Below are 25,604 nucleotides of genomic sequence, written 5' to 3' on the forward strand. Positions count from 1 at the left end.
ATTAGATATCGTGTGTTATCATTCCAATGAAAAGGGACGGTCCTCCGGGGCTATTCCCCATTTTTTGTTAGCCTTATCTCCCAGTTTCATTTCCAGCACGCCACCTTTTTAGATGGAATCACCTTTCCAAACACCGAAATCAGTAATCTTTTCAGGAAACTTTATAACAAACCAACCGTTAAAACCAGCCGGCTCTCCCAATCCCTGGTAAATTCGGTGAACCGGATTGTAACACCTAATTTCATTCCTGGCAGTATCCACTTCTACAAAGCCTTGTCCTTCGTCGGAGTTGGGATTGATAAGAATGTACTTTGCCGAGTCCGTCATCCAGGTAAAACGCAACACCGAAGAATGATTCTCGGCTGTCACTTCCGCATTGATTTTATAATCGTCCAGAAATACCTGGTAGTAATTTGCTTTGGCTATTTCACGTTCGTGCGAAAAAGAGGAGGCTCTTTGCCCTGCATCCGGAATGATTTTCCCCGATAAGGGCATAATGGCCATGCTGCCATAATCCTGTGTACACGAGCCACTCATCCAGTGGGTACCCCGGAATCCCTGTATCTTTGTATCAGCATAATAATACGGAGCCAGACAATGTGCTTCTGAAATGCGTGTCTGTGGAGTCCACTGCGTCATCCCGAAAGGAAATCCAACACCGGGAATCACTTGTGCGTGACTCGAATTTCCGCCACCAAATTTTTTTGCCGATGGAGTCGTTGCGTCTCCTGTTCCGATTAATGGATTGACAAAGGCGGTCAGATTGCCATGTTCTTCCTCAACGGCATCATGCGAAGGAGGATGGCAAGCGGTAAGCAAAAAAATGGCAGGTACACCAGTACACGAGTAAGAATCATGGCTTTTCAGAAATAGGATTAGAGAATCAATGTCGAGCACTTTCAGCGACTGAATATAGCAAATTTCGCCTGAAACACCTTTATTTCCTGATAGTTTACATACCCATCTTTCTTAAAATTTCGTTAAGTTTTCCCGAAAGGCAAAGCAAATAAAGAAATTTAAGTTGGTTCCCTGACAGTTACAACTCCTTAAAATGTGTATCCTTGGCCTCCTGTCCCTGGTATGTTTTCGGTTTACTACTTAATTTCCACGCCATGTATAACTCAGACGCACCGTAAACCAACATTAACACGCCAATGAATATAAGAATGGTTTCGGCGCTGCTAAAGGGATTTGTCAACATGACGGCCCCGGCAATGATCATCAATATCGAAATGATGAAATAAATCCACGACCAACCATAATCGTGCCGCACATTTAGGGCGCCCATTAATTGAAAAATACCGATAAAGAGGAATCCCAATCCAAGTACGATGACGAATATTTTTACCATCGTTGCCGGAAGGGCCACAAACAGAATTCCGATAATCAGGTTGAAAACAGCCTGCGTCATGAGCATATTGCGCCCCGAAGGACTCTTGCTTCGCAGAGCAAATAACAGCGACACCAATCCTCCCAACAGGATAAGTATTCCGATATAAATAACAATACTCTGCAAGGTAATATTGGGAACAAACACAGCCAATCCCCCGATAAGCAGCGCGATAATCCCACGGATAAGTGCACTTCGATAACTGGTAAACATACGATTCTGCATTTTGAAATGATTTGGTTACGTTTTAATCTTTCGCTTCTAAAAAATACCAATTTCTTTTGACTAAGCCTAATACATCATCAGTAATTGACATATTAATTACATAAATCCTTTTAAAAATTAATACACTTTAGAAAAATTCTATATAGGTTGCGTTTCGAGTATAAAAATGAATGTCGACTTATGATCTCACGAAGAAAGTTTTTAGCCGGCTCAGTTGCCGCAACGTCCGGATTACTTCTCAACCAGAGAATTTCCGCTGCAGCGGGACAAGCAACAGCGTCAACTCCATTAAAAGGAAAACCCATCATCATTTCAACATGGGGACACGGATTGGCGGCCAATGAAGTGGCAGCCAAAATCCTGGTAAAAGGAGGCCGTTCGCTGGATGCAGTAGAAGCAGGCGTACGTGTTCCTGAAGCCGATCCAAACATCATGACGGTTGGGTTAGGCGGCTATCCTGATCGCGACGGCTATGTCACGCTGGACGCCTGCATCATGGACGAAAAAGGAAATGCCGGCTCGGTTACGTTTTTGCAAGACATTGCTCATCCGGTTTCGGTAGCCCGGAAAGTGATGGAGGATACGCCGCATGTAATGCTTTCAGGCGAAGGCGCGCTTCAGTTTGCACTGGAAAAAGGTTTTAAAAAGCAAAATTTACTGACAGATAAAGCCCGTGAGGCCTGGGACGAGTGGAAAAAGAAATCGAAATACGAGCCGGTGATCAACATCGAAAACCATGATACGATTTCCATGTTGGCTATTGATGCCAATGGCGACCTATCCGGGGCCTGCACCACCAGTGGGGCCGCGTTTAAAATGCATGGCCGCGTAGGCGATTCGCCAATCATCGGGGCCGGATTGTTCTGCGATAACGAAATAGGTGGGGCCGCTTCAACCGGTATGGGTGAGCTGGTGATGAAAACCGTCGGTAGTTTCCTGGTCGTGGAACTGATGCGAAACGGGAGCAGCCCGCAACAGGCCTGTGAGGAGGCTGTCCACCGGATTGCTGAGAAAATTCCGGGTTACGAGAAATTTCAAATCGGGTACATCGCCATTAACAAGGCAGGAGAAACGGGCGCTTACTGCATTCATCCCGGATTTAACTATGCGCTGTGGAAAGATGGTCAAAATACCCTGACTGACGCAACCAGCCTTTTGAAGAAATAACAAACGTAGGTCTTAGGATGAAACGCCTCAACCGGACACATAATACGGTTTTTTTCTACCCTATTAACCTTTGATTTGTTTCCTGAATAAGCCTGGTTGACAAAGAGCAAAATCACACCTAAGCCTGCCACGCACCAAACCGCCTTTCGAACGCTAATCATTCCAATTATTCTCACGTTTTTCTGCATCTTTTTTCACATTCACTCAAATTTACATCAGGATTTTATTGAAACGGAAACTTTTAAAAACTTTAATTACAAGAATATTTACTTCTTTAATTTTAATAAGAAGTGTTACTTAATTCCTCCCCTGCAGTGAAGGAAAAAAACCATGTTTTTTCGTAACTTATTGGTTACGTTCTTTAAATCTCTCAATCAATTCATAATTAATGTTATTAATCCATACAATGGCATATCATTTGGTATACCAATAAGCGTGAACACGATGACCTCAAACGACAGAATATCATGAAAGGAAAAGTATTTTCATTATTGATGATTTTAGCGTTGTTGCCGGGAGTTTTGGTATATGGCGCAGAAAATCCTTTGAAGCAGGACAAAAAACAAAAACAGAAAGAGCAAACAGAGAAACTGGTGAATTCAAAAAAATTTCAGTTTGTTGCGCGTCAGGCGATGCCGATGGGCGGACAAACCATGGATTTGACCACCAATCCCAATTTTGTCAAATTTCATCCCGATCGGATTGAAGCCAATATGCCGTTCTTTGGCCGTGCATATAATATCCCTTACGGCGGAAGCGGGGGCATTAAGTTTGATAATAAACCAGGTACATATACCATTACACCTGAAAAAAAAGACAAGGGATATCTGATACGTGCAACGGTAAAAAATACAACCGATAGTTATTCCATGACACTTTCGGTAGGCAACAGCGGTTACGGAACGCTTACTATCAATAGCAACAACCGCAATTCAATCAGTTATTACGGGCAAATCAGTGCCCTGGGAAATAAGGAGAGCGAGTAGCCCCTGAAACAGGCAACCTAATGGGCCGCGAAGAAATACCCCTTCTTTGCAGCCCATTTTGCATGTCCTTTTGCCGATGAAAGAAGCTTGCAGAAAGGTAAATCTTTCCTAACTTTGCCCCGTCGAATATATCAACAGACAGTTCGAAACCATCCTGTCTATAAACAAAACTACGGGCCCATCGAGAGAGAATATTTTCCCTCCCTCTTCGAACTGTATGTCCGGATGTTATCTCGTAAGTTTATTGCTTTTTCAGGAATAAGGTTTCCCACTTCTGATGATTTTGAAAAAATCTTATTGGTATCAGAATATGAAAAAAGCAATTGTCCTCTTATCCGGCGGCCTCGATTCATCGGTAGCGTTACACCTCGCAAAGTCTCAGGGCTTTGAGTTATATGCACTTTCGTTCGACTATGGGCAACGCCACGAACGTGAGCTACAGGGAGCTCGCGAAACAGCCAAAAGTACCGGTGTAAAAGAACATCACATTGTCAATATGCGACTGGATTTGTGGGGCGGCTCGGCCTTAACGGATCAATCCATCGAGGTAGAAAACGGCGATATTACCCGCACCGACATTCCTGTTACATACGTTCCGGCTAGAAATATGGTTTTCCTGTCGGTAGCGGCTTCGTATGCCGAGGCCATTGGCGCCCGCGACATTTTTATCGGGGTTAGCCAGATAGATTATTCCGGCTACGTCGATTGCCGCCAGGAATTCATCAATGCCATGGAAGCCGCCATCAATAAAGGAACAGTTTGTGGCGCCGAGATGGACGATCCCATCCATGTACGCGCCCCGTTTATAGACAAGACGAAGGCTGATGAAATCCGTCTTGGGATGGAATTGGGAGTCGATTTTGGCCTCACCTGGTCGTGCTACCGCGGTGGCGAAAAACCGTGTGGAACGTGTGACAGTTGTCTGCTTCGCGCAAAAGCATTTGAAGAGGCAGGTTATACCGATCCGTTGTTGGAAAAATAAAAGAAAGAGAGATGATTATCAGAAAGAAATTCCGGTTCGAAGGCGCCCATATTGTGCGCAATTGTTCATCGAAGCTATGCCGCGAAAACATTCACGGCCATTCATACGAAGTAGAAGTCTTCATCAAATCGAACAAACTCGACAAAGGATACATGGTGCTCGATTTCATCCTCCTGGGTAAAGTGGGCGAATTCATCAACAGTTTCGATCATGCTTATTCACTCTGGCAGGGAGAGAAGCCGGAAATCAAGGAGGCGGTGTATCAAATCAACCAGCGGGTGGCTGAAATACCCGTTTCGCCTTCAGCAGAAGGTTATGCACTGATGTTCCTGTATGTGATCGACAAAATCATCCGGAACACGGAACTAAAAAACGGAGAAGGCGATATACAACTTCAGTCGGTAAGAGTACACGAAACCCAAACCGGTTACGCCGAAGCATTCACTGAAGACTTCGCATTGGTTGATTTTACGCTGGACGATATCAAGCTGAGCGAAGGTATTCAAACCGAGTGGGATGATATGGATTGGTGGCAGGAGCTGAAAGAGCAGAAAGTATTCCCAAATACCCATCTCGAAAATTAAAATCGCATGGCCGCGTCACTTCTTTTGGTCAATAACGGCATTTTCCCAATTACCAAGGATGCTGAAGGCAAGTCGCTGGCTGATGTGCCGGCTACCGGTCTGCAACATCCGGGAACCATACAGGGTGAAGGAAAACTGGCAGGCACAGCTTCGCTTTTCATCCGGTTATCGGGATGCAACCTCCGGTGCATGTGGAATGTGCCTGGAGGTGGTGTGAGCGCTTGCGATACACCGGATTCCTCGTTCGATATAAGCAAAAACCGGTTGTGGAAGGTTGATGAAATCATCGAAACGGTGAAACACAATTTGGGAAACATGCGCCACGTGGTGATTACCGGCGGTGAACCGACCATGCAACACCGTTCTCTCAAAGAGCTTTGTCGTCGACTGAAAGAAGAGTTTGGTGTTCACATTACTATAGAAACTAACGGGACTTTGTTCGATGAAGAGCTGGCCACTTACATTGATCTGTTCAGCATTTCGCCAAAGCTAAGCGATTCGCTGGTGACTGAAGAAAAGCTGAAGCAGCTGCCTCAACAGCTGGCTGAAAAAGTAGCCTCGGCTCCTTCTCAAAAAACTCCGTACCCCGAGGTTATTCAACAATACATCGATGTGTGCCGGAATTCTGGTGGAGAAAAAGATTTCCAACTAAAATTCGTGATGACCGGACCGGAAAATGCAAAGTCCATTCACGACGAAGTCCTGAATCATATCACCGGATGGGAACCTTCCGATATTCTGGCGATGCCGTTGGGAGGTAACCATCAGACGCTGGGAAAAACCAGCCATCGGGTGCTCGATACGGCCATCCAACATGGCTGGCGTTATTGCCCGCGCATCCACATCGATCTGTTCGGCGATAACCCGGGCGTCTAAGTTAAGTCTGATATCTATTTTCCAAAATCTAGTGCCTGATCATGAAGAATACCATCTCAACCGAAGATAAGTTGCTGGGCAAAAAAGTCGATTACCCAAAACAGTATGCGCCCGAAGTGCTGGTTGCCGTTCCCCGTAAGGTGAACCGCGAACAATACGGCATCAGCGAGCCGCCAACTGAATTTATCGGACTGGATACATGGCATGCCTACGAGGTGGGATTTCTGACTGAAAACGGCTTGCCCGTTACCGGCCTGCTCAAATTGGTTTATCCGTTTGACAGTCCGTTTCTGGTGGAAAGCAAATCGCTGAAATTGTACCTGAACTCGTTCAACATGTCATCGTATGGAAACGATCGAAAATCAGGTATTGAACAGGTGACCGGTATCATCAAAAATGATTTGGGGGCATTGCTGAGATGCGAAGTAAAGCTGGCATTTTTCGATAAAGAACCGGAAGTTGCTGGTCATGATTTTCAGGATTTCATGGTAATGGAAGAAGAGTTGGATCTGAAAGACATTCAGTTTAACGATTTCTCGGAAAACCCGGAATTACTGAAACCGGCAAAATCAAACGAAAAGCGATTAAAACTGGCGACACATCTTCTTCGCAGCAATTGCAAAGTGACCCATCAGCCCGACTGGGGAAGCGCCTTTGTAATCATCGAAGGAGAAACATTGCCGGAACCAACAGGGTTGCTCAAATACATTGTCTCCTTCCGGAATGAAAACCATTTTCATGAAGAAATTTGCGAAATGCTGTACAAAAAACTATGGGAGAAGTTTCAGCCTGAAAAATTGATGGTTACCTGCGTTTATACCCGTCGTGGAGGAATCGATATCTGCCCGTCGAGAGCCAGTCATCCGGAGCTTTTGCCCGCAAATCTGACCTCGCCCGAAAAACTTTCGTCTAAATTACTCAGGCAATAATCTCAATAAATTGTCAGGTTATTTTAACATCAACGGAAACCTCGCAATTCCAGGCATTATCACGCCGAGCATGGAGTTTTACCTTTCATTTAACGCCATTATGGCCGACTAGATGGTGAACGGCGGGCAGGTAAAGAAAGTCGGGAAAATGATTGGTGAAGCCAGTATCAATGTGAAAATTGAGGTACCCTTCTTGGGCAAAAGTAATACGGAAAAGTGCGGCACGAACTTCGGTCAGCTGATGCCGATCCGCTTTTCTCCGATACCATATGCGATCCGGTGTTCAGCTGAAAACAACGATTCGGCAGCGAGGCGATGAACTTCCGCCCAACAACGAACCTCGTCTTGTTTATGCCGACGTATTCAAAATCAATGTAAAAAGGTAGAACGAACCGATTATTAATCCATATTTACTTTAGTTGCCTGTTTCCGTTTATCGCGCTTGTAATTGTTGATACGATACGAGATTGTCAAGCGGATTGGATAATTCGGTTTCATAGACGTGATCTGGTAAAAATCCGGCTCGTTTATTTTGGTCACAATATCCGTTGTATTGAAAATATCGTAAGCCATTACGGTCAACGACAATCTTTTTTTCAGGAACTGCTGACGAAAAGATATGTAGGTGTAAAAAACATGCTCGTTGCTACCCTGTGGCCGCTTCACGCCGGTTCCGTATGTGGGCATAATCTGGAAAAAGGTATTATCGGAGATTCTGAAGGAATTCGACCAACGGATATTCACTCCGGCATCACCACGCGTGCCATAAACCGGAGCAAGCTCGCCCTCCGTCTTCACCCTGAACTTATAGAAATTGAAGATGGGCATCATGGTCCAAAAGCTATTCATCTTAAAACTGAATGTGGCATCTAATCCCAGCGCATCTTCGTCTCCCACATTTTCGAATTTGTAATTGACGACGGTTCCCGCGTAAATGCTTTGCACTTTGAAAATATGATTCGTGTAGTAATCGTAATAACCTTTCAGCGTGATGCTGTTGCCCTTGAAGGAATTGGAATAAGTCAACGACAGCGAGTTGTTGTATTCGTTATCCAGGAATGGATTTCCTGATTGAACGTAGTCAAAATCAAACCACCTGGGACTGGCCTCCATTTGAATGGTCGTCAACCGATCAATTCTTCGCGAAAAAGCAAGATTCATCGTTTGCTTGTGAGGCAAATGATAATTGAGGAAAAATGAGGGAAAGAAATCCCACTTATCAACTTTTTTCTGCCAGTTATCTGTAACACTGTTTAGCAATCTCGATGTATGTTCAGCTCGTAATCCCAGCTGAAGTTCCATTTTCTCCCAATTCTTCCGGTACTGGCTGTAAAACGCGTGAATCTCACGGCTCAAACTGCTTTTTGAGTCCCCAACCGAAAAAGCGGACAATTCGGTACCTGCCTGAGATAAATCTGCTGTATAATCAGAAGATTCCTTCTCTTTGCGAAACTGATACCCGGCTTCGAACTTACTTTTATCGCCTAACGGCAAAGAATAATCCAGATTAATCCGACTATCATCGTCGTTGCGCGAATCCTTCGTCTTCATCCAGTTGGCCAGGTTTCCGGCTTCGTCTTTCAGCTCATTATGCATCCGGTTGTCAAACGAAGTATTGTTCCACTGTCCGGTGATTTCCAGTTTATGCCCATTGTCGTTAAACGCATGGGTATACGATAACGATGCTCCCCGGTAATCCCCGGGCCTTCGGTTTTCCCCAACACTCAAACGTTTTATATCATAAGAATCAGGTTCATTGGAAGAATAGGTCATATCAAAGTCGGCATGGTTCAATACATAATAGGTTCCGGCGGTTGCTGACAGCAACAGGTCATCTTTTTTCGATGGTGCAAATTCTATGCCTCCCCTAACGCCAGTATTTTTTCGGTAGGAATAACGTCTCCCGTCCTGGTTACTCTGAAGCAAATAACCATTTTGGTAGTTCTTCACCACTGACGTCGCATCTCCTTCCATATTCCGCTTATTATGGTCGGCTCCCACGAAGAAGCTGAGTTTTCCAGCTTTATGATTAATGATAAAATCGGAAGCATAACCGCCTATCTGGTCATGGGCGAGCGTGATGTTACCATCCCATCCTTCAGCCCTGCCTTTCTTCGTAATAATATTTAAGATGCCGGCTGTTCCATCCGAGTCATATTTGGCCGAAGGATTGGTAATTACCTCAACCTTTTGGACATTGTCGCTGGGAATACTCTTTAATGCATTATTGCCTTTCAATGGAGTTGGTTTTCCATCAATCAGCACCAGGAAATTTTCACTTCCCTTCAGGGTCAGGTTACCGCTTGGCGTTACATTTACCGATGGAACACGCTGCAGCAAGTCAACCACGGTTCCTCCAGCCCCTTCCATCCGGTTAGCAACGTTCACCACCGTTTTGTCCAGTTTGGTGCTCACACCCCCAGTATGTTCAACAACATCGACCTCGCCAAGTTGCTTCACATCCGGTTCCAGAAATAAATCGCCGAGGACAAGTGGATTTCGCTTTTGGGCAAGTTCTACATTCGTCATCACCCGTGGCGAATAACCCATAAAACGAATTTTCATGAAATATTTCCCGTAAGGAATATTCTTTAGCACAAACGAGCCGTTTCTTGCTGACGCGGTTCCGTTAATTAACACTGAATCAACGGAACGGAATAAGGCGATATTAGCGTACTCAATCGGTTGTTTTAACTTCATATCGAGGATTCTTCCCCGAATTTCTCCCGGCCCACCATCTTTATCACTCTGTCCGAATAAGTATTGAAACGGGGTTAGTACGAAGATTAAAAGTGCTAACAAAAACACTTGTTTCTTGCTTAAACGCCCCATAAATATTTTGATCTTTGTTTTAACTTCTGCGAATTTAACATTTTATAACAATTTATCAATAATAAATTATTATTTATTTATATGCCCTACAACCTAATCATCACATACCACCATCAAAGGTTTTGAACCAACATTCATCAAAGACGCACAGGTGGCAACTATTTCATCGGCTTGTTCTTCCTTAATCAATGCCCTGGAAATTGTCGAAGGCTACTTCGCCATGGGAAAATCGAAGCAGGCTTTGGTTATTGCTTCGGGGCACGACACCGCTTTTCAGCGATGTAACCTTGCGAAAAAGTGGCCACTTATGGGGCGATGGGGCTACCTCCCTTTTAGGAATCACCGTTTTTTGGTGGTGGATATTCCACAGGCGCAGCCTTCCTTCGATTTTAACGATTTATTTAGAATAGTAGAAAACGCCGGATAATCCGGCGTTTATTTTTTATCTCAGCGGTATGAGGTCGGGTTGTCATATAAATATTACCAGCAGAAAATGGCTATAAAACATTTTAAATCAGAACAACATTCATTAGTTTTAGAGTTACGTTCTCTATTAAAAACAGGTAGCTCCCGACAGCTTAGATTAATCTTATAACATAGCCTATACCAATCTTAAATACCTTGTTATGATGCTTTATGTAGGAAATATTGATTACCGAATATCTGAAGAAGACTTGTACGAGCTTTTTTCAGAATACGGACATGTTACATCCGTCAGAATTGTACGCGACAGAGAGTCGCACCGAAGTAAAGGATTTGGTTTTGTGGAGATGGAGCACGATTATGAAGCCAACAGGGCTGTCGACAATGCAAATGGTTTAATCATCGCCGGCCGGAAAATGGTGGTTCGCTTTGGGCGCCAAGCTAGTGGAACCTATTCTGAAAAAAGAATGAAAGCGCCATCCCGGCATTCTTATCAATAGAAAATAGTTCTTAAGACAAAAATGCCAACCGGTATAAAACTATTATGCAATATCGGTTGGCATTTTTGGATTTTTCAGAGCTCACCTTCACACTTTCTTATAATACTCCACTTTCCCCGCTTCAGCCAAATCGGCTACTTTATTTGCCAATCTTTCCCGCGTCGCTTCGTCCATTTTCCTGAATTCCTTTGCCAGGGCTATCTTCTCTTTAATAAAGCCGGCATTTTCCGCTCCGGTTATCAATACACTGATTGGCATTGACCAGGAAAAGAACAGCGCATCGCGCATCGATAATCTTCCGGGTACCACTGGATCATCCGATTTCCATACTTCATTTCCATTCATGACTTTCTTGCCAAAGAAACGGCCATCTGCAAGGGTTTTCATCGCCAATACCGCCAGTTTATTATCAATGGCCTCCGGTATTACTTTCCTGACAAAGCTATGTTCAGAAGCGAGATCGACAAGGTTAACAGGGAACTGGCAAGTGCTGAAAAGTTCCATTCCTCCGGTCTTTTCCAGCATACGCAAATGGGCATACGGATTTTGGTGCCCGGTAAATCCAATATGCCGGGCTTTCCCTGACTCTTTAGCTTCCCGAACAACATCCAATAAACCATTGGCAATGCGCGTATCGACATCCTCGGGTGACTGAAGTGAATGAATTTGCCATAAATCGAGATGATCTGTATGAAGCCGTTTCAAGGACCCTTCAAGATGTTCACGGGCGGTTTTGGCATCCTGGGCAGAGGTTTTTGTCATCAGGAAGATATCATCGCGGTATTTGGGTACCAGATATTTCCCGTAACGCCGCTCACTTTCACCGTCAGCATATGATTCGGCTGTATCAAAAAAACGGATTCCTCCTTCAATGGCCGCTTCAATTACCTCTTGTGCATCCTGCTCGGTCGTCCATCCCACATGGTAGCCTCCAACGCCAAGCATGGTTACATTTTCTCCGGTACTACCCAGTTTTCGTTGTGGTAAGATTTTGCCCCATTTGTCATTTGCTGAGAGATTGCCAAAGCTTCGATATGGAAGCATCATGCCGGCAGTTAGCCCCAGCATCGTCTGAATAAATTCTCTTCTTTTTTTCATACGTTTAAAATTTATAATTATGGCCCATCATTTAATTCTAAATTTGAGAACGTATGGAACCGCTTCGCTCTCACATAAACTTTTTTTAATCATTGCCTTTGGCGAACTTTTGATTAAAAAAGTTCATGTTCGTTTCATTGCTTAATTGGTTTGTCAATATTCCTTATCAAAACAGCCTATTTTATAAATAGTTCACGATCTTACCGTTTACTAAAAATTGTTAAACAGTGATAATCAGCACATAATCGATACAACCTTCGAAGATTGCAGTTGTTTAATTAACATTTAATAGTTAAGTTTAGACAAATACACCCGTACAACGCAGTGGCTGTCCGGAGTTTTTCCAAAAAATTAAATCGTTTTGTTATGAAGAAGCTAATTTACTTATTCGCCGTGGCAGTAGTTGCCGTATCCTGTTCCACTAATCCAAGCTTTTTAGTTGATGGAAACATTAAAGGATGGAAAGATGGCCCGGTCACACTAAAGAAGAGAATCGGCGGAGACTGGATTACTGCTGATTCGACACAAATGAAAAAGGGGAAATTCAATTTTACAGGGATCGTTGATGTTCCCGGAATGTATTACGTTATGCCTCCCACGGGCCGGAGAGATGCTATTCCTTTCTTCCTGGAAAACAGCAATATTACCATTAATGGAAGCAGTGACAATCCGAAGGATGTTATCGTAAAAGGCTCTGCAGCACAAGACGAATTCAGAGATTTTTATGCCCGTGTGGATAGTATTTCCGACCGAATGCAATCGTATTATGAAAGATATGCCAAGGCGCGCTCGGAAAACGATACCACTGCAACTGCCCAAATAGAAAAAGAATTAAACGACTTGTATAAAATACAAACCGATATCCAAAAAGCTTTTGTGCTGGATAATCCCAATTCGTTTGTTGCACCTTACATCTTACTACAGATTCAGTACGGAATGGATGCCAGTGAACTGAAAAGCTACGTGGAGAATTTCTCGGAAGACGTAATGAAAACACCCAGCGCCCAAACACTAAGCATGCGAATTTCGAAGCTCGAAAAGGTAGCTGTTGGTCAGCAGGCTCCCGATTTTACAATGAATGATGCCGATGGAAAGCCGGTTAAACTTTCGGACGTCTACAAACAACACAAATACCTTCTGGTTGATTTCTGGGCTTCCTGGTGTGGCCCCTGTCGGCAGGAAAATCCAAATGTGGTTTCGGTGTGGGAAAAATACCGTAACGATGGATTTAGTGTAATGGGTGTATCGCTCGATTCCAAAAAGGATGCATGGTTAAAAGCCATAAACGACGATAAGCTGGCCTGGACCCAGGTATCGGATTTGAAGGGTTGGAAAAACTCAGCAGCCGACTTGTATGGCGTCAATTCCATTCCTTCCAATATTCTGTTGGACCAAAACGGAAAAATTATCGCACACAATCTTCGCGGGGACGATTTACGGAACGAACTATCTGCACGGTTGAAGAAATAATAATTCAATCAATAACGCTATATATGCTGATTGCACATTTTCCTGCTAAGCCTTATCCCCAAAAGTTCGTATAATTACATCACTTATGATTACTATTTTCAATATACGAAAAAAGCGGGATAATCAATAGTAATGATTACCCCGCCATTATTATCGTTAAATGGAAAGGGTCATTTCTTCCGGATATACCCAACAATCCAGTCACCTACTTCATCCGTTCCAAGTGCCTTTCCAACTTCTCCGGCCAAGTCTTCAGTAACGGCTTTAGTTTCAATCGAAGCGTTCACCGCCTCCGTGATAAGGGCTGCTTCATCCTGCAACTTGAATGCATATTCAAACATCATAGCTACCGAAAGAATGGTTGCACACGGGTTAGCAATATTCTTGCCTGCTGCCTGTGGATAAGAGCCGTGAATGGGCTCGAATACCGAAGTGTGAATTCCTATCGATGCTGATGGCAACAAGCCCAGTGAACCGGCGATTACGCTGGCCTCATCAGTCAGGATATCACCAAACATATTCTCGGTAACCATCACGTCGAAACGTTTGGGCCACTGAATAATTTGCATGGCAGCGTTGTCAACGAACATGTACTCCACTTTTACCCCGGGATATTTGGGTGCCATTTCCTGTGAAATAGTACGCCATAACCGTGAGGTTGCCAGAACATTTGCCTTATCGACGATGGTCAATTTTTTACGCCGTTGCATCGCGAATTCGAAGGCAAGTTTCAGGATACGCTCAATTTCTTCGCGGGTATAAATGCTGGTATCATAAGCCGTATTTCCATCTTCCGAGCGTCCTTGTGGCTGACCAAAATAGATACCACCCGTTAATTCACGAATGGCAACAAAATCAGCTCCTTCAATGCGATCACGCTTTAGCGGCGACATATCCAGCAATGAAGGGAAAGCTATTGTCGGGCGAATATTGGCATACAAGCCCAGCTTTTTTCGCATAGCCAGAAGGCCTTGCTCCGGGCGCACTTTTGCCGACGGATCGTTATCGAAGCGCGGATGCCCAATGGCTCCAAACAATACGGCATCCGATCCCATGCAAAGCTGGTGTGTTTCTTCCGGGTACGGATTACCGGTTTCGTCAATAGCTACTGCCCCAACTAAACCGGTTGTGGTTTGTAATTCGTGTCCAAAGCGGGCGCAAATGGCATTGGTTACCTTGAGGGCTTGTTCGACAATTTCCGGTCCGATTCCATCGCCGGGTAACACTGCAACGTTCAATTTCATACTTATCGGTTCATATTTTCCCGGAATCCGAATCAGAAAATCTGATTATCGTTTTCCACTATGTTTAACATTTTCATTGTCGCTTTAATCGCTGCGGCTGTCTGATCGGGATCCAATCCACGGGTTTTGAATTCGCGTCCCATACGCCAGGTAATAACGGTCTCTACCAAAGCATCGGTATTTCCGCCAGGCGGGATGGTTACCTCATAGTCCGTAAGCGCCGGAAACGGTTTATTCAGTTTATGGTAGATTCTGCGCAAAGCATTCATAAACGCATCATACTGACCATCACCGGAAGTTGCATCTTCATGTTCGGTTCCATCAATCGAAATGCGTACTGTCGCCATCGGGCGCAAGCCTAATGCATGCGAAATAGCATAGTTTTTCAAATGAATATGCTGAACAATCGATTCACTCTTCAGCACATCCGACAATATATACGGCAAATCTTCCGCCGTCACGCTCTCTTTTCGATCTCCCAGTTCGATGATTTTTCCCGTTACCTTCTTCAAATCATCCGGGTCGAGATGAATGCCCATCTCTTCCAGATTTTTAGCAATATTAGCTTTACCGGAGGTTTTCCCCAGGGCGTATTTCCGGGTACGGCCAAACCGTTCAGGCAACAATTCGTTGAAATACAACTGGTCCTTTTTGTCACCATCGGCGTGTATGCCACTTGTTTGCGTAAAAACATTTTCCCCGATGACCGGTTTATTCGTGGGAACACGAACCCCGGAGAAACTCTCAACCAAACGGCTGACCATGGCCAGTTTCCGCTCATTAATGGAGTTCGGCCTCTTCAGATGATCGTTTATCAAGGCAATTACACTGGATAACGGTGCATTTCCGGCACGTTCACCGAGTCCGTTCACGGTAGTGTGTACACAGTTTATTCCTGCGCGTAATGCAGCCTCAACATTGGCCACCGCCAAATCATAGTCGTTGTGTGCATGAAAATCGAATTGCATTTTCGGAAATTTCTCGATCATCATACGACAAAACTCGAATGTTTCCAGCGGCGATAAAATACCAAGCGTATCGGGTAACATTACGCGTTGAACCATTTCATCCTTCAATCCGTCCAGTAAATTTTCCACGTAATCGGGGGAATGACGCATCCCGTTCGACCAATCTTCCAGGTAAATGTTCACCCTGATGCCCATCCCGGTAGCAAGGTTAATAATATCACGGATGTCCTGGATGTGTTGCTCCGTCGATTTTTTGAGCTGCTGTGTTAAATGACGGTACGAGCCTTTGGTCAAAAGATTCATAACTTCGCCGCCGGTATCCTTAATCCAGTTTAGGGAGGTGCCCCCGTCAACAAAACCGAGAATTTCAATTTTATCGCGATAACCAGCTTTTCCAGCCCATTCGATAACTTTTTGAGCAGCCCTGAACTCTCCGTCAGAAACCCGGGCCGACGCAATCTCGAGGTAATCAACTTTGACCTCTTCGAGTAAAATTTTTGCGATACTCAGCTTCTCGGTTTCCGAGAAAGAAACCCCCGAGGTCTGCTCGCCATCCCTCAGGGTTGTATCCATGATATACACTTTATCTGCCATAGCTCTGCTCATCAGTCACACTTGTTTATCGTAGCGATTCTTCGAACCTGGCGACTTTATCTTTCAGGGTAACCAGGAAATCGATATCGTCGTAGCCATTTAACAGGCACTTCTTTTTGTACGCATTGATTTCATAATCCGCTGTTTCGCCGGTTTCGATATTGGTGAAAGTCTGCGCTTCCAAATCCACCTCAAACTCAGCTGCCGGATTGGCTTCAATGGTTTCGAACAATTTCTCCAGGTATTCAGGTGATACCACTACCGGTAATAACCCGTTATTCAAGGCATTGTTCTTAAAAATATCGGCAAAGAAGCTCGATACGACTACGCGGAATCCGTAATCGTAGATGGCCCAGGCGGCATGCTCCCGGCTCGAACCACTGCCGAAGTTCTTACCGGCAACCAGAATCTTTCCGCTGTAGCGAGATTCGTTCAGAACAAAATCGGGATTTGGCGTATCGCCGCTTTTATAGCGCCAATCACGGAAAAGGTTGTCACCAAAACCTTTGCGCTCTACCGCTTTCAAGAAGCGGGCCGGAATAATCTGGTCGGTATCCACGTTTTCGATGGGCAGTGGAACTGCCGGACTCCGGAATTTTACAAATTTATCGATAGGCATAATCAATCAATTGAAAGTTCACATTAAAAAAATTCACGCGGATCAGTTACACGGCCGGTAACTGCAGCTGCTGCAGCCATGATGGGACTGGCCAGCATCGTGCGGGCACCCGGTCCCTGACGTCCTTCGAAGTTCCGGTTCGAAGTAGAAACAGCGTATTTCCCTGCCGGAATTTTGTCTTCGTTCATGGCCAGACAAGCAGAACATCCCGGTTGTCGAAGCTCAAAACCGGCTTCTTCCAGAATTTCGACCAGCCCTTCTTCCCGGATCTGATCTTCCACCTGGTGTGAACCCGGTACCAGCCAGGCCGTAATATTATCGGCTTTTTTCTTACCTTTTACAAACTGTGTAAAAGCACGGAAGTCTTCAATCCGGCCATTGGTACAACTACCGATGAATACGTAGTCGACCTGCTTGCCCATCATCTGATCTCCGGGATGGAATCCCATATATTCCAGTGATTTATTGAAGGTAAAGCGGTCGCTTTTACCCATATCGTCACCGGTTGGGATATTACCATCGACGCCGACTCCCATTCCGGGATTGGTACCATAAGTAATCATTGGAGAAATATCGGCTGCATCGAAGTTGTATTCCGAATCGTATACAGCATTGTCATCCGATCTCAGGTTTTTCCAGTAAGCAAGTTTTTTCTCCCACTCTTCACCTTTGGGAGCAAACTCACGTCCTTTGATATATTCAAAAGTTACTTCATCCGGAGCAATCATACCACCACGGGCGCCACTTTCAATGCTCATGTTGCAAAGGGTCATCCTTCCTTCCATCGAAAGACTGCGAATGGCCGAACCGGTATATTCGATGAAGTGTCCGGTACCACCGGAAGTTGAAATTTGAGAAATAATGTAAAGGGCAATGTCTTTCGCCGTCACCCCTTTGTGTAATTCACCATCCACATTGATGCGCATTTTCTTCGGCTTAGGCTGAAGAATACACTGACTGGCAAACACCATTTCGACCTCACTGGTACCAATTCCGAAAGCAATACTTCCGAAAGCTCCGTGTGTTGATGTATGACTGTCACCACAAACGATGGTCATCCCGGGCTGTGTAATCCCCAGTTCCGGCCCAATCACATGAACAATGCCATGGTACGGGTGATTCAGTCCATACAGGTCAATATTATGCTTTTGACAATTCGCGGTAAGCGTATCGACCTGCTTACGCGAAAGCATCTCCTTAATAGGCAATTCCTGACCTTCAGTCGGAACGTTATGGTCGGGGGTTGCCACGGTATTTTCCGGACGGAAAACTTTCAAACCGCGACGTTCCAAACCACCAAATGCAACCGGGCTGGTTACTTCGTGGATTAAATGACGGTCGATGTAAAGCACATCGGGGCCGCTATCCACATGCTCCACCACATGAGCATCCCATATCTTATCAAAAAGTGTTTTTGCTTCTGAGCTCATTTGAAAATCATTCAAAATTAATACTGTCTAAACGCAAATCAGATTTTATTACCTGTTCCGTTTCCAATTTTATTAATTGCATCGATAAAAGCTTCAACAGAAGCGGTTATTATGTCAGTATTGGCACCAAAGCCGTTATAAATAATACCATCGGCTTCAACCTGCATATGTACTTTACCAATATCGTCACTTCCACGTGTAATGGCCTGAATCAGGAACTCTTCCAGGACTACCTTTCGGTGAATAATATCCTTTACAGCTAAAATAGCCGCATCAACCGGGCCGTTACCTGATTCAGTCGCGGTAAACTTCTCTCCGGCAATATCCAGTTTGACGGTTGCCATAGGAACCAAATCTTTTCCGGTTACCACCTGCAGGAAGTCTATTTTTATCCGGTGCTCTCCTTTACCAATCTCACCGAGCAATACCAACAGATCATCATCTTTAATCTGTTTCTTCTTGTCGGCCAGTTTCAGAAAATCCTCATACACTTCATCCAACTTTGTTTTGTCCAGTTTGAAGCCTAGGCCCTCCAAACGGTGCTTCAATGCCGCACGACCACTACGGGCTGTCAGCAGAATAGATGATTCATTGATACCAACTTCTGCCGGATCAATGATTTCGTAGTTTTCGCGGTTTTTCAGCACACCATCCTGATGAATACCACTTGAGTGAGCAAATGCATTCCTCCCAACGATAGCTTTATTTGGCTGAACCGGCATATTCATCAGGCTGGAAACCAACCGGCTGGTTTTGTATATATTTTTTGTATTGATATTGGTATACAGATCCAACTCTTTGTGCGAACGAAGTGTCATTACGACCTCCTCCAGGGAAGTGTTTCCCGCACGTTCACCAATACCATTTAGGGTTACCTCAACCTGACGGGCGCCATTCATAATTCCGGAAACGGTATTCGCGGTAGCCATTCCCAAATCGTTGTGACAGTGCGTTGAAATGGCCGCTTTATCAATTCCCTTTACGTTCTCTTTCAGGAAAAGAATTTTTTCACCGAATTCGTTGGGCAAACAGTATCCGGTTGTATCGGGAATATTGACCACTGTAGCCCCTGCTTTAATAACAGCCTCGATTACCCTGGCCAGATAAACATTGTCAGTCCGGCCGGCATCTTCAGCATAAAACTCAACATCCTCAACGTACTTTTTGGCATATTTTACTGCTGCAACAGAACGCTCAATGATTTCATCCTCATTGGAATTCAGTTTATACTTGATGTGATAAGGCGACGTACCAATACCGGTATGAATTCGTCCGTGTTTGGCATATTTCAACGCTTCGGCAGCTACGTCAATATCTTTTTCCACTGCACGGGTCAGGGCACAAATGGTAGGCCAGGTAACCGCTTTGGAAATTTCAACCACCGACTGGAAATCGCCGGGGCTGGAAATGGGAAAACCGGCTTCAATCACATCAACCCCTAGCAGTTCCAGGGCTTTTGCTACTTCGATTTTTTCAATCGTATTCAGCTGGCAACCCGGTACCTGCTCTCCATCTCGCAATGTGGTATCAAATACATATACCCTGTTATCATCCATGATTTTCTGTATTGAATTTTCTTAATTTACTTTTTCAAATATTCCCCGGCTTTGTGCTATTATGAAGAATGGAAAGAACCAGGTCCTCTCCATTCACATATCATTCGGCATCAGCCGTTATTTTCGGGACGCAATTGGCGCACGGTGGCACCAGCTTTCCACATTTCAGATTCGTGCAATTCCTTTAATTCCGCTTCCAACTTGACCCGGTAGTCTGACTTACTGTTTGAATCAATAGAACGTTGCGCTTCATTTCCGGCAGCGACTTCGCTGTACAGTTCTTCAAAGACCGGCTGTGTTGCATCGCGGAACCTCTTCCACCAATCCAACGCACCACGTTGAGCTGTGGTAGAGCAGTTGGCATACATCCAATCCATTCCGTTTTCAGCCACCAATGGCATCAAACTCTGGGTCAGCTCTTCAACCGTTTCGTTGAAAGCCTCAGAAGGTGTATGCCCATTTTTACGCAGCACTTCGTACTGTGCAGCGAAAATTCCCTGAATGGCCCCCATCAGGGTACCACGCTCTCCTGTCAGGTCAGAATAAACTTCCCGTTTGAAAGTGGTTTCGAACAGGTAACCTGAACCAACGCCAATTCCCAACGCAACAACACGTTCCTTCGCTTTTCCGGTAGCATCCTGGAAGATAGCGTAGCTGGAGTTCAGGCCACGGCCTTCGAGGAACATACGGCGCAAACTGGTACCTGAACCTTTCGGAGCAATCAGAATTACATCCACATCTTCCGGAGGAATAATACCCGTACGTTCTTTATAGGTTACGCCAAATCCATGAGAGAAATAAAGCGCTTTACCCGGGGCCAGGTGCTTTTTCACGGTAGGCCAAACAGCAATCTGGCCGGCATCGGATAGCAGGTATTGGATAATTGTTGCTTTCTCACAAGCTTCTTCCAGTTCGAAAAGTGTTTCACCGGGTACCCAACCGTCAGCTACGGCTTTATCCCATGATTTGGAATTTTTCCGCTGTCCGACAATTACATTCAATCCGTTATCACGAAGATTTAGTGACTGACCGGGGCCCTGTACACCGTAACCGAGTACGGCAATGGTTTCTTCGTTGAGTACTTCCTGCGCTTTTGCAAGAGGAAATTCTTCGCGGGTCACCACATTTTCTTCGACGCCGCCAAAATTCATTTTAGCCATTTTAATCTGATTTTGTTAAAAGTGTTGTTATAAGACCTTTTATTAATTCGATTTCATTTCAATGCTTGCGAGAAGTGCATCACGCTCAGCAAGGAATTCGGAAAGACGCTCGTTCGCTGAACGGGTAATCGCCACGCGGCCCGACCGAATAAACTGAAGCACGCCGAAACGGTTCAGTCCTTCGAAAAGCTCCTGCGTTTCCTCTTTGTGTCCGGTTTTCTCGATTACCGTGTAATCTTTGGTAATTTCCAAAATGCGGGCATTGTGTTGCCGCACGATCCGTTCAATCAGGTCCGATTCCATCAGTGCCTGGGTAGGGACTTTGTACAAAGCAATTTCCTGGAAGATCATTTCGTCGTTCCTATGGAAATAAGCTTTCAGTACATCCACCTGCTTTTCAATCTGCTTCACAATATTCTCCACCCGTGAACGTTCTTCGCTAACAACGATGGTGAATTTGGAAATTCCCCGTAAGGCTGACTCAGAAACCGTCAGACTTTCGATGTTAACTTTCCGGCGGGTAAATATGATGGTGATGCGGTTCAGCAAACCAATATGGTTTTCGCTGTAAGCCGATATGATAAATTCTTCTTTCATCTGATTCTCGTTTTATTCCGTTGTTTCTTTCTGTTTCCGCTTTTGCGAAACCGGTAAAAGTCAACAGAGATTATTCTTCAGCCGACAATAAAATATCTGAAACAGAAGCACCTGAAGGAACCATCGGGAAAATGTTATCTTCTTTTTCCACCAGAACATCCAGCAAGTAAGGGCCAGGATGCCCAATCATCTCCTTCATGGCTACCTGCAATTCCTGGCGAGTTGTTACCTGCTTGCCGGGAATTCCAAAGCCTTCGGCTATTTTCACAAAATCAGGGTTCACCATTTCGGTAAATGAATAACGGTGCTCGAAAAAGAGCTGCTGCCACTGCCGTACCATTCCCAGGAAATGATTATTCAGTACGACCACTTTAACAGGAAGATGTTCCTGCGCAATGGTTCCCAGTTCCTGAATGGTCATCTGCAGTCCGCCGTCACCAACAAAAGCAACGACTTCTCTGTCGGGAGCGCCAATCTTAGCACCAATGGCCGCCGGAAGCCCAAAGCCCATCGTTCCCAATCCTCCCGAACTGATGTGACTACGCGTTTGGGTAAATTTTGAATAACGGGCAGCTGCCATTTGATTTTGACCCACGTCGGCTACTACAACCGAGTGGTTATTTGTTAGTTCAGAGGCCATCCGAACCACTTCTCCCATGGTTAATCCCGCTTTAGCAGGAAAAAGGTCTCTCTGGATGACCTTCTCCATTTCAATACCTGCTGCCTGGTGGAATTCATTTACCCACTCCTTATGCTCCTGTTTTTTCACCAAACGGGTTAACATGCGCAGCGATTTCTTGGCATCTCCCAAAACGGCAACATCAGCTTTAATGATTTTATCGATCTCAGAAGGATCAATCTCCAGATGAATTACTTTCGCCTGCCGCGCATAACGCTTCACATCGCCGGTTACCCGGTCGTCAAAACGCATCCCCACAGCGATCAACACATCACATTCATTGGTTTTGATGTTCGGACCGTAATTCCCGTGCATCCCTAACATTCCGGTGTGCAATTTATGATCGGAATCCAGTGCAGAAAGTCCAAGCAGCGTTCCGGCTGCCGGAATACCAGCTTTTTCGATAAACTCCTGCAGTTCACGCTCGGCGCCGGAAAGAATCACTCCCTGTCCAAAAAGCAAGAATGGTTTTTTGGCACCATCAATCAGGCCTGCCGCATTTTTCAGGTTCTCTTTATCGAGAGGAAATTCCGGAACATAACTTCTGATTTTTTCACAACACTTGTACGAAAAATCAAACTTACCGAATTGCGCATCCTTCGTCAAATCAAGAAGCACCGGTCCCGGACGACCGCTATGGGCAATATAAAATGCCTGCGCTATAGCGGTCGGAATTTCTTCGGGAGTAGTAATTTGGTAGTTCCACTTAGTTACCGGCATCGAAATCCCAACAACATCCGATTCCTGAAACGCATCGGTCCCCAAGAGCGGCGATGCCACCTGTCCCGTGATACACACCAGCGGCGTGGAATCGATCATGGCATCGGCAATGCCTGTAATTAAATTTGTCGCACCCGGGCCGGATGTGGCGAAACAAACACCAACTTTTCCCGTTACACGGGCGTACCCCTGAGCAGCGTGGACAACTCCCTGCTCATGCCTTGTCAAAATATGCCGTACCTGCTCTTTGAAATCATACAATGCATCGTACACCGGCATAATTGCCCCACCCGGGTAGCCAAATATGGTTTCAACCCCTTCTTCCAGCAGCGAACGGATAACTGCTTCAGCTCCCGTCATCTGGATGGCTTCCTGTTTCATTTCCATAAATTCTTTTGATGGTGCCGTCATAGCTATCTGGATTTAAATGTTAATCAATAATTCTTACTGCTCCTTCGTCAGCTGACGAAACAAGACTTGCATAAGCCTTCAGCGCCCGGCTCACCTGCCGGTCACGATTTTTTGGAGTATAGGCCTGAGCTCCCCGCGCCTCCTCTTCAGCACGGCGTTTGGCAAGCTCTTCCTCTGAGACCATTAATTCAATCCGGCGGGCCGGAATATCTATTTCAATGGGATCTCCGTCCCGAACGAGTGCGATTTCACCACCGCCAGCGGCTTCAGGTGATACATGACCGATGGATAAACCGGAAGTTCCTCCGGAGAACCGGCCATCAGTGACCAACGCACATTGCTTGTCAAGCCGAACTGATTTCAGGTATGAAGTTGGATAGAGCATTTCCTGCATTCCAGGTCCGCCTTTGGGGCCTTCGTAACGGATGATAACCACATCGCCAGCCTGGACTGCATCGCCTAAGATTCCGCGAATAGCGTCATCCTGCGATTCAAAGACCCGGGCCGTTCCCTCGAATTGAAAAACAGAAGGATCAACTCCTGCCGTTTTGATAATACATCCTTTTCTGGCCAAATTTCCAAACAACACAGCGAGTCCACCTTCTTTGGTATAGGCGTGTTCCAAATCACGGACACAGCCTTCTTCCCGATCCAAATCGAGTTTTCCGTAGTACATTTGCTGTGACCCCATCACCAGGTTGCGACCGATATTTCCGGGTGCAGCGGAATAAAGTTCCCGGGCCCCGGCAACTGCCGTATCACGCAAAACATCCCACTTATCGATGGCTTCGCCCAACGTATTATCCGATACCCTGCTAACAGCACGATTGAGTAAACCGCCGCGATCCAGTTCTCCAAGAATTCCCAGGATACCTCCCGCACGGTTTACGTCCTGAATGTGGTAATGTGAATTGGGTGCTACTTTGCAAACACAAGGAACTCTCCTGGAAAGTTCATCCATGTCTTTCATGGTGAAATCAACTTCAGCCTCACGGGCGATTGCCAGCAGGTGCAACACCGTGTTGGTTGAGCCGCCCATAGCAATGTCAAGAGTCATCGCATTCATGAAAGCTTCACGGGTACCAATATTTCGGGGCAATACTTTTTCATTGCCATTTTGATAATAATCGTAGGTGATGTCGACAATCGCTTTTGCCCCTTTAATGAACAAATCTTTTCGGCGGGCATGTGTGGCAACCACGGTTCCGTTTCCCGGAAGGGAAAGTCCCAATGCCTCTGTCAAACAGTTCATCGAATTGGCCGTGAACATTCCTGAACAGGAACCACAGGTTGGACAAGCATTTTGCTCCACGTCGAGCAGTACGCTGTCGCTGACTGAATCGTCGGCAGCCATCACCATGGCATCAACCAGGTCGAACTGGCGGCTTTGTGCTTCTCCTGCTTCCATGGGGCCACCGGATACAAAAATGGCCGGAATGTTCAAACGCATTGCGGCCATTAACATCCCCGGAGTGATTTTATCGCAATTGGAGATGCAAATCATCGCGTCAGCCTTATGTGCATTCACCATATATTCAACACTGTCGGCAATTATTTCGCGCGACGGCAGTGAATACAGCATTCCGTCATGTCCCATTGCAATTCCATCGTCAACTGCTATGGTGTTGAATTCTGCAGCGAAGCAGCCCAATTTTTCAATCTCCTTTTTCACCATTTGCCCGACGTCATGCAAATGGGCGTGTCCGGGCACAAACTGGGTAAATGAGTTCACAACGGCAATCAGCGGTTTGCCAAAGTGCTCTTCTTTCATCCCGTTCGCTCTCCACAGGCTTCGGGCGCCTGCCATACGACGCCCGCGGGTTGTTGTTTCGCTTCTTAGTTTTTTTTTCATGCCTGGATTTACTATTTAAAAAAAAACCTTTCTCGTTTTCTGGAGAAAGGCTTGTTCGTTTTGATGTATGCAATAGTCAACCTTTCTCAACCAGTATAGACGAGAATAATAATGACCACGAGAAGAAGGTTATCGACTATTTTACGCATCATATCTAATTTTTTCTTTTATAAGCTGCAAGAAAACCATTCTCTCTGAGAATGGTTACCATGGAGTTGATTACAAAAATACCGCTCAAAGTCCGCAATAAATTTCCTTAATCAATTATCGCTTATGAACTACAAAGGCAAATGTAGAAATAAATATAAAAAG

The 25,604-nt window shown here is 45.3% G+C and carries 22 protein-coding genes; 9 read left to right on the forward strand and 13 right to left on the reverse strand.

Annotation, left to right across the window (positions count from 1 at the left end):
• Window positions 1-108: 108 nt before the first annotated feature.
• Together GJU82_RS09430 and GJU82_RS09435 are read right to left on the reverse strand one after the other, a co-directional pair.
• The gene (locus tag GJU82_RS09430) at window positions 109-897 is read right to left on the reverse strand and encodes a hypothetical protein (RefSeq protein ID WP_153631916.1); all 789 of its coding nucleotides are present in this window, start codon (window positions 895-897) and stop codon (window positions 109-111) included.
• 139 nt (window positions 898-1,036) lie between these two features.
• Window positions 1,037-1,615 carry an HdeD family acid-resistance protein gene (locus GJU82_RS09435; RefSeq protein WP_153631917.1) on the reverse strand — a complete coding sequence of 193 codons (579 nt, stop codon included), beginning with the start codon at window positions 1,613-1,615 and terminating at the stop codon, window positions 1,037-1,039.
• A 180-nt stretch (window positions 1,616-1,795) separates the two neighbouring features.
• Here GJU82_RS09435 and GJU82_RS09440 point away from each other — a divergent pair, with 180 nt between their 5' ends.
• From GJU82_RS09440 to GJU82_RS09465, 6 genes are all read left to right on the forward strand, one after another.
• Window positions 1,796-2,782, forward strand: coding sequence for an isoaspartyl peptidase/L-asparaginase family protein (locus tag GJU82_RS09440; protein WP_153631918.1), 987 nt, complete (start codon window positions 1,796-1,798; stop codon window positions 2,780-2,782).
• 467 nt (window positions 2,783-3,249) lie between these two features.
• On the forward strand, window positions 3,250-3,768 hold the full coding sequence (locus GJU82_RS09445; protein ID WP_153631919.1) for a DUF4251 domain-containing protein: 519 nt from the start codon (window positions 3,250-3,252) through the stop codon (window positions 3,766-3,768).
• Window positions 3,769-4,078: 310 nt separating this feature from the next.
• Window positions 4,079-4,750, forward strand: coding sequence for a 7-cyano-7-deazaguanine synthase QueC (queC, locus tag GJU82_RS09450; RefSeq protein ID WP_153631920.1), 672 nt, complete (start codon window positions 4,079-4,081; stop codon window positions 4,748-4,750).
• 11 nt (window positions 4,751-4,761) lie between these two features.
• Entirely contained in the window at window positions 4,762-5,334 is a 573-nt protein-coding gene (locus tag GJU82_RS09455; RefSeq protein WP_153631921.1) for a 6-pyruvoyl tetrahydropterin synthase family protein, read from the forward strand.
• A gap of 6 nt (window positions 5,335-5,340) precedes the next feature.
• The gene (locus GJU82_RS09460) at window positions 5,341-6,210 is read left to right on the forward strand and encodes a 7-carboxy-7-deazaguanine synthase QueE (protein ID WP_153631922.1); all 870 of its coding nucleotides are present in this window, start codon (window positions 5,341-5,343) and stop codon (window positions 6,208-6,210) included.
• Window positions 6,211-6,251: 41 nt separating this feature from the next.
• Window positions 6,252-7,139 carry an NADPH-dependent 7-cyano-7-deazaguanine reductase QueF gene (locus GJU82_RS09465; protein ID WP_153631923.1) on the forward strand — a complete coding sequence of 296 codons (888 nt, stop codon included), beginning with the start codon at window positions 6,252-6,254 and terminating at the stop codon, window positions 7,137-7,139.
• 399 nt (window positions 7,140-7,538) lie between these two features.
• Here GJU82_RS09465 and GJU82_RS09470 read toward each other — a convergent pair whose 3' ends face one another.
• Complete coding sequence (locus GJU82_RS09470; RefSeq protein ID WP_194831018.1) at window positions 7,539-9,941, reverse strand: TonB-dependent receptor domain-containing protein; 2,403 nt, start codon at window positions 9,939-9,941, stop codon at window positions 7,539-7,541.
• Window positions 9,942-10,122: 181 nt separating this feature from the next.
• On the opposite strand from GJU82_RS09470, the gene GJU82_RS09475 reads away from it, so the two are divergent.
• Together GJU82_RS09475 and GJU82_RS09480 are read left to right on the forward strand one after the other, a co-directional pair.
• On the forward strand, window positions 10,123-10,398 hold the full coding sequence (locus tag GJU82_RS09475; RefSeq protein WP_194831019.1) for a hypothetical protein: 276 nt from the start codon (window positions 10,123-10,125) through the stop codon (window positions 10,396-10,398).
• Window positions 10,399-10,597: 199 nt separating this feature from the next.
• A complete protein-coding gene (locus GJU82_RS09480; RefSeq protein WP_153631925.1) occupies window positions 10,598-10,894 on the forward strand; it encodes an RNA-binding protein in 297 nt (98 codons plus the stop codon).
• A gap of 87 nt (window positions 10,895-10,981) precedes the next feature.
• Here the strand turns inward: GJU82_RS09480 and GJU82_RS09485 are convergent, their stop codons facing one another.
• Window positions 10,982-11,992, reverse strand: coding sequence for an aldo/keto reductase (locus GJU82_RS09485; RefSeq protein WP_153631926.1), 1,011 nt, complete (start codon window positions 11,990-11,992; stop codon window positions 10,982-10,984).
• 366 nt (window positions 11,993-12,358) lie between these two features.
• Here GJU82_RS09485 and GJU82_RS09490 point away from each other — a divergent pair, with 366 nt between their 5' ends.
• Window positions 12,359-13,462, forward strand: a complete 1,104-nt coding sequence (locus GJU82_RS09490; protein WP_153631927.1) for an AhpC/TSA family protein — start codon at window positions 12,359-12,361, stop codon at window positions 13,460-13,462.
• A gap of 170 nt (window positions 13,463-13,632) precedes the next feature.
• On the opposite strand, the gene leuB is transcribed toward GJU82_RS09490, so the two are convergent.
• From leuB to ilvD, 9 genes are all read right to left on the reverse strand, one after another.
• Complete coding sequence (gene leuB, locus GJU82_RS09495) at window positions 13,633-14,706, reverse strand: 3-isopropylmalate dehydrogenase (RefSeq protein ID WP_153631928.1); 1,074 nt, start codon at window positions 14,704-14,706, stop codon at window positions 13,633-13,635.
• 32 nt (window positions 14,707-14,738) lie between these two features.
• Window positions 14,739-16,280: an alpha-isopropylmalate synthase regulatory domain-containing protein gene (locus GJU82_RS09500; RefSeq protein ID WP_228488648.1), complete on the reverse strand. Its 1,542-nt coding sequence runs from the start codon at window positions 16,278-16,280 to the stop codon at window positions 14,739-14,741.
• Window positions 16,281-16,293: 13 nt separating this feature from the next.
• Window positions 16,294-16,887: a 3-isopropylmalate dehydratase small subunit gene (leuD, locus tag GJU82_RS09505; RefSeq protein ID WP_153631929.1), complete on the reverse strand. Its 594-nt coding sequence runs from the start codon at window positions 16,885-16,887 to the stop codon at window positions 16,294-16,296.
• A 23-nt stretch (window positions 16,888-16,910) separates the two neighbouring features.
• Window positions 16,911-18,317: a 3-isopropylmalate dehydratase large subunit gene (gene leuC / locus GJU82_RS09510; RefSeq protein WP_153631930.1), complete on the reverse strand. Its 1,407-nt coding sequence runs from the start codon at window positions 18,315-18,317 to the stop codon at window positions 16,911-16,913.
• Between the two features lie 38 nt (window positions 18,318-18,355).
• A complete protein-coding gene (locus tag GJU82_RS09515) occupies window positions 18,356-19,873 on the reverse strand; it encodes a 2-isopropylmalate synthase (protein WP_153631931.1) in 1,518 nt (505 codons plus the stop codon).
• Window positions 19,874-19,983: 110 nt separating this feature from the next.
• Window positions 19,984-21,033: a ketol-acid reductoisomerase gene (ilvC, locus tag GJU82_RS09520; protein ID WP_153631932.1), complete on the reverse strand. Its 1,050-nt coding sequence runs from the start codon at window positions 21,031-21,033 to the stop codon at window positions 19,984-19,986.
• A gap of 42 nt (window positions 21,034-21,075) precedes the next feature.
• Complete coding sequence (gene ilvN, locus GJU82_RS09525; RefSeq protein ID WP_153631933.1) at window positions 21,076-21,630, reverse strand: acetolactate synthase small subunit; 555 nt, start codon at window positions 21,628-21,630, stop codon at window positions 21,076-21,078.
• 70 nt (window positions 21,631-21,700) lie between these two features.
• Window positions 21,701-23,440 carry a biosynthetic-type acetolactate synthase large subunit gene (gene ilvB / locus GJU82_RS09530; RefSeq protein WP_153631934.1) on the reverse strand — a complete coding sequence of 580 codons (1,740 nt, stop codon included), beginning with the start codon at window positions 23,438-23,440 and terminating at the stop codon, window positions 21,701-21,703.
• A gap of 19 nt (window positions 23,441-23,459) precedes the next feature.
• Window positions 23,460-25,292, reverse strand: coding sequence for a dihydroxy-acid dehydratase (ilvD, locus tag GJU82_RS09535; RefSeq protein WP_153631935.1), 1,833 nt, complete (start codon window positions 25,290-25,292; stop codon window positions 23,460-23,462).
• Window positions 25,293-25,604 lie beyond the last annotated feature (312 nt).

This window comes from Prolixibacter sp. SD074, from assembly GCF_009617895.1.
Taxonomy (GTDB): domain Bacteria; phylum Bacteroidota; class Bacteroidia; order Bacteroidales; family Prolixibacteraceae; genus Prolixibacter.

What these genes read in the sequence shown, in the direction of transcription:
- GJU82_RS09435 (WP_153631917.1), bottom strand. Translation starts at nt 1,615, where the DNA reads ATGCAGAATCGTATGTTTACCAGTTATCGAAGTGCACTTATCCGTGGG.
- GJU82_RS09440 (WP_153631918.1), top strand. Translation starts at nt 1,796, where the DNA reads ATGATCTCACGAAGAAAGTTTTTAGCCGGCTCAGTTGCCGCAACGTCC.
- GJU82_RS09445 (WP_153631919.1), top strand. Translation starts at nt 3,250, where the DNA reads ATGAAAGGAAAAGTATTTTCATTATTGATGATTTTAGCGTTGTTGCCG.
- queC (WP_153631920.1), top strand. Translation starts at nt 4,079, where the DNA reads ATGAAAAAAGCAATTGTCCTCTTATCCGGCGGCCTCGATTCATCGGTA.
- GJU82_RS09455 (WP_153631921.1), top strand. Translation starts at nt 4,762, where the DNA reads ATGATTATCAGAAAGAAATTCCGGTTCGAAGGCGCCCATATTGTGCGC.
- GJU82_RS09460 (WP_153631922.1), top strand. Translation starts at nt 5,341, where the DNA reads ATGGCCGCGTCACTTCTTTTGGTCAATAACGGCATTTTCCCAATTACC.
- GJU82_RS09465 (WP_153631923.1), top strand. Translation starts at nt 6,252, where the DNA reads ATGAAGAATACCATCTCAACCGAAGATAAGTTGCTGGGCAAAAAAGTC.
- GJU82_RS09480 (WP_153631925.1), top strand. Translation starts at nt 10,598, where the DNA reads ATGATGCTTTATGTAGGAAATATTGATTACCGAATATCTGAAGAAGAC.
- GJU82_RS09485 (WP_153631926.1), bottom strand. Translation starts at nt 11,992, where the DNA reads ATGAAAAAAAGAAGAGAATTTATTCAGACGATGCTGGGGCTAACTGCC.
- GJU82_RS09490 (WP_153631927.1), top strand. Translation starts at nt 12,359, where the DNA reads ATGAAGAAGCTAATTTACTTATTCGCCGTGGCAGTAGTTGCCGTATCC.
- leuB (WP_153631928.1), bottom strand. Translation starts at nt 14,706, where the DNA reads ATGAAATTGAACGTTGCAGTGTTACCCGGCGATGGAATCGGACCGGAA.
- GJU82_RS09500 (WP_228488648.1), bottom strand. Translation starts at nt 16,280, where the DNA reads ATGAGCAGAGCTATGGCAGATAAAGTGTATATCATGGATACAACCCTG.
- leuD (WP_153631929.1), bottom strand. Translation starts at nt 16,887, where the DNA reads ATGCCTATCGATAAATTTGTAAAATTCCGGAGTCCGGCAGTTCCACTG.
- leuC (WP_153631930.1), bottom strand. Translation starts at nt 18,317, where the DNA reads ATGAGCTCAGAAGCAAAAACACTTTTTGATAAGATATGGGATGCTCAT.
- GJU82_RS09515 (WP_153631931.1), bottom strand. Translation starts at nt 19,873, where the DNA reads ATGGATGATAACAGGGTATATGTATTTGATACCACATTGCGAGATGGA.
- ilvC (WP_153631932.1), bottom strand. Translation starts at nt 21,033, where the DNA reads ATGGCTAAAATGAATTTTGGCGGCGTCGAAGAAAATGTGGTGACCCGC.
- ilvN (WP_153631933.1), bottom strand. Translation starts at nt 21,630, where the DNA reads ATGAAAGAAGAATTTATCATATCGGCTTACAGCGAAAACCATATTGGT.
- ilvB (WP_153631934.1), bottom strand. Translation starts at nt 23,440, where the DNA reads ATGACGGCACCATCAAAAGAATTTATGGAAATGAAACAGGAAGCCATC.
- ilvD (WP_153631935.1), bottom strand. Translation starts at nt 25,292, where the DNA reads ATGAAAAAAAAACTAAGAAGCGAAACAACAACCCGCGGGCGTCGTATG.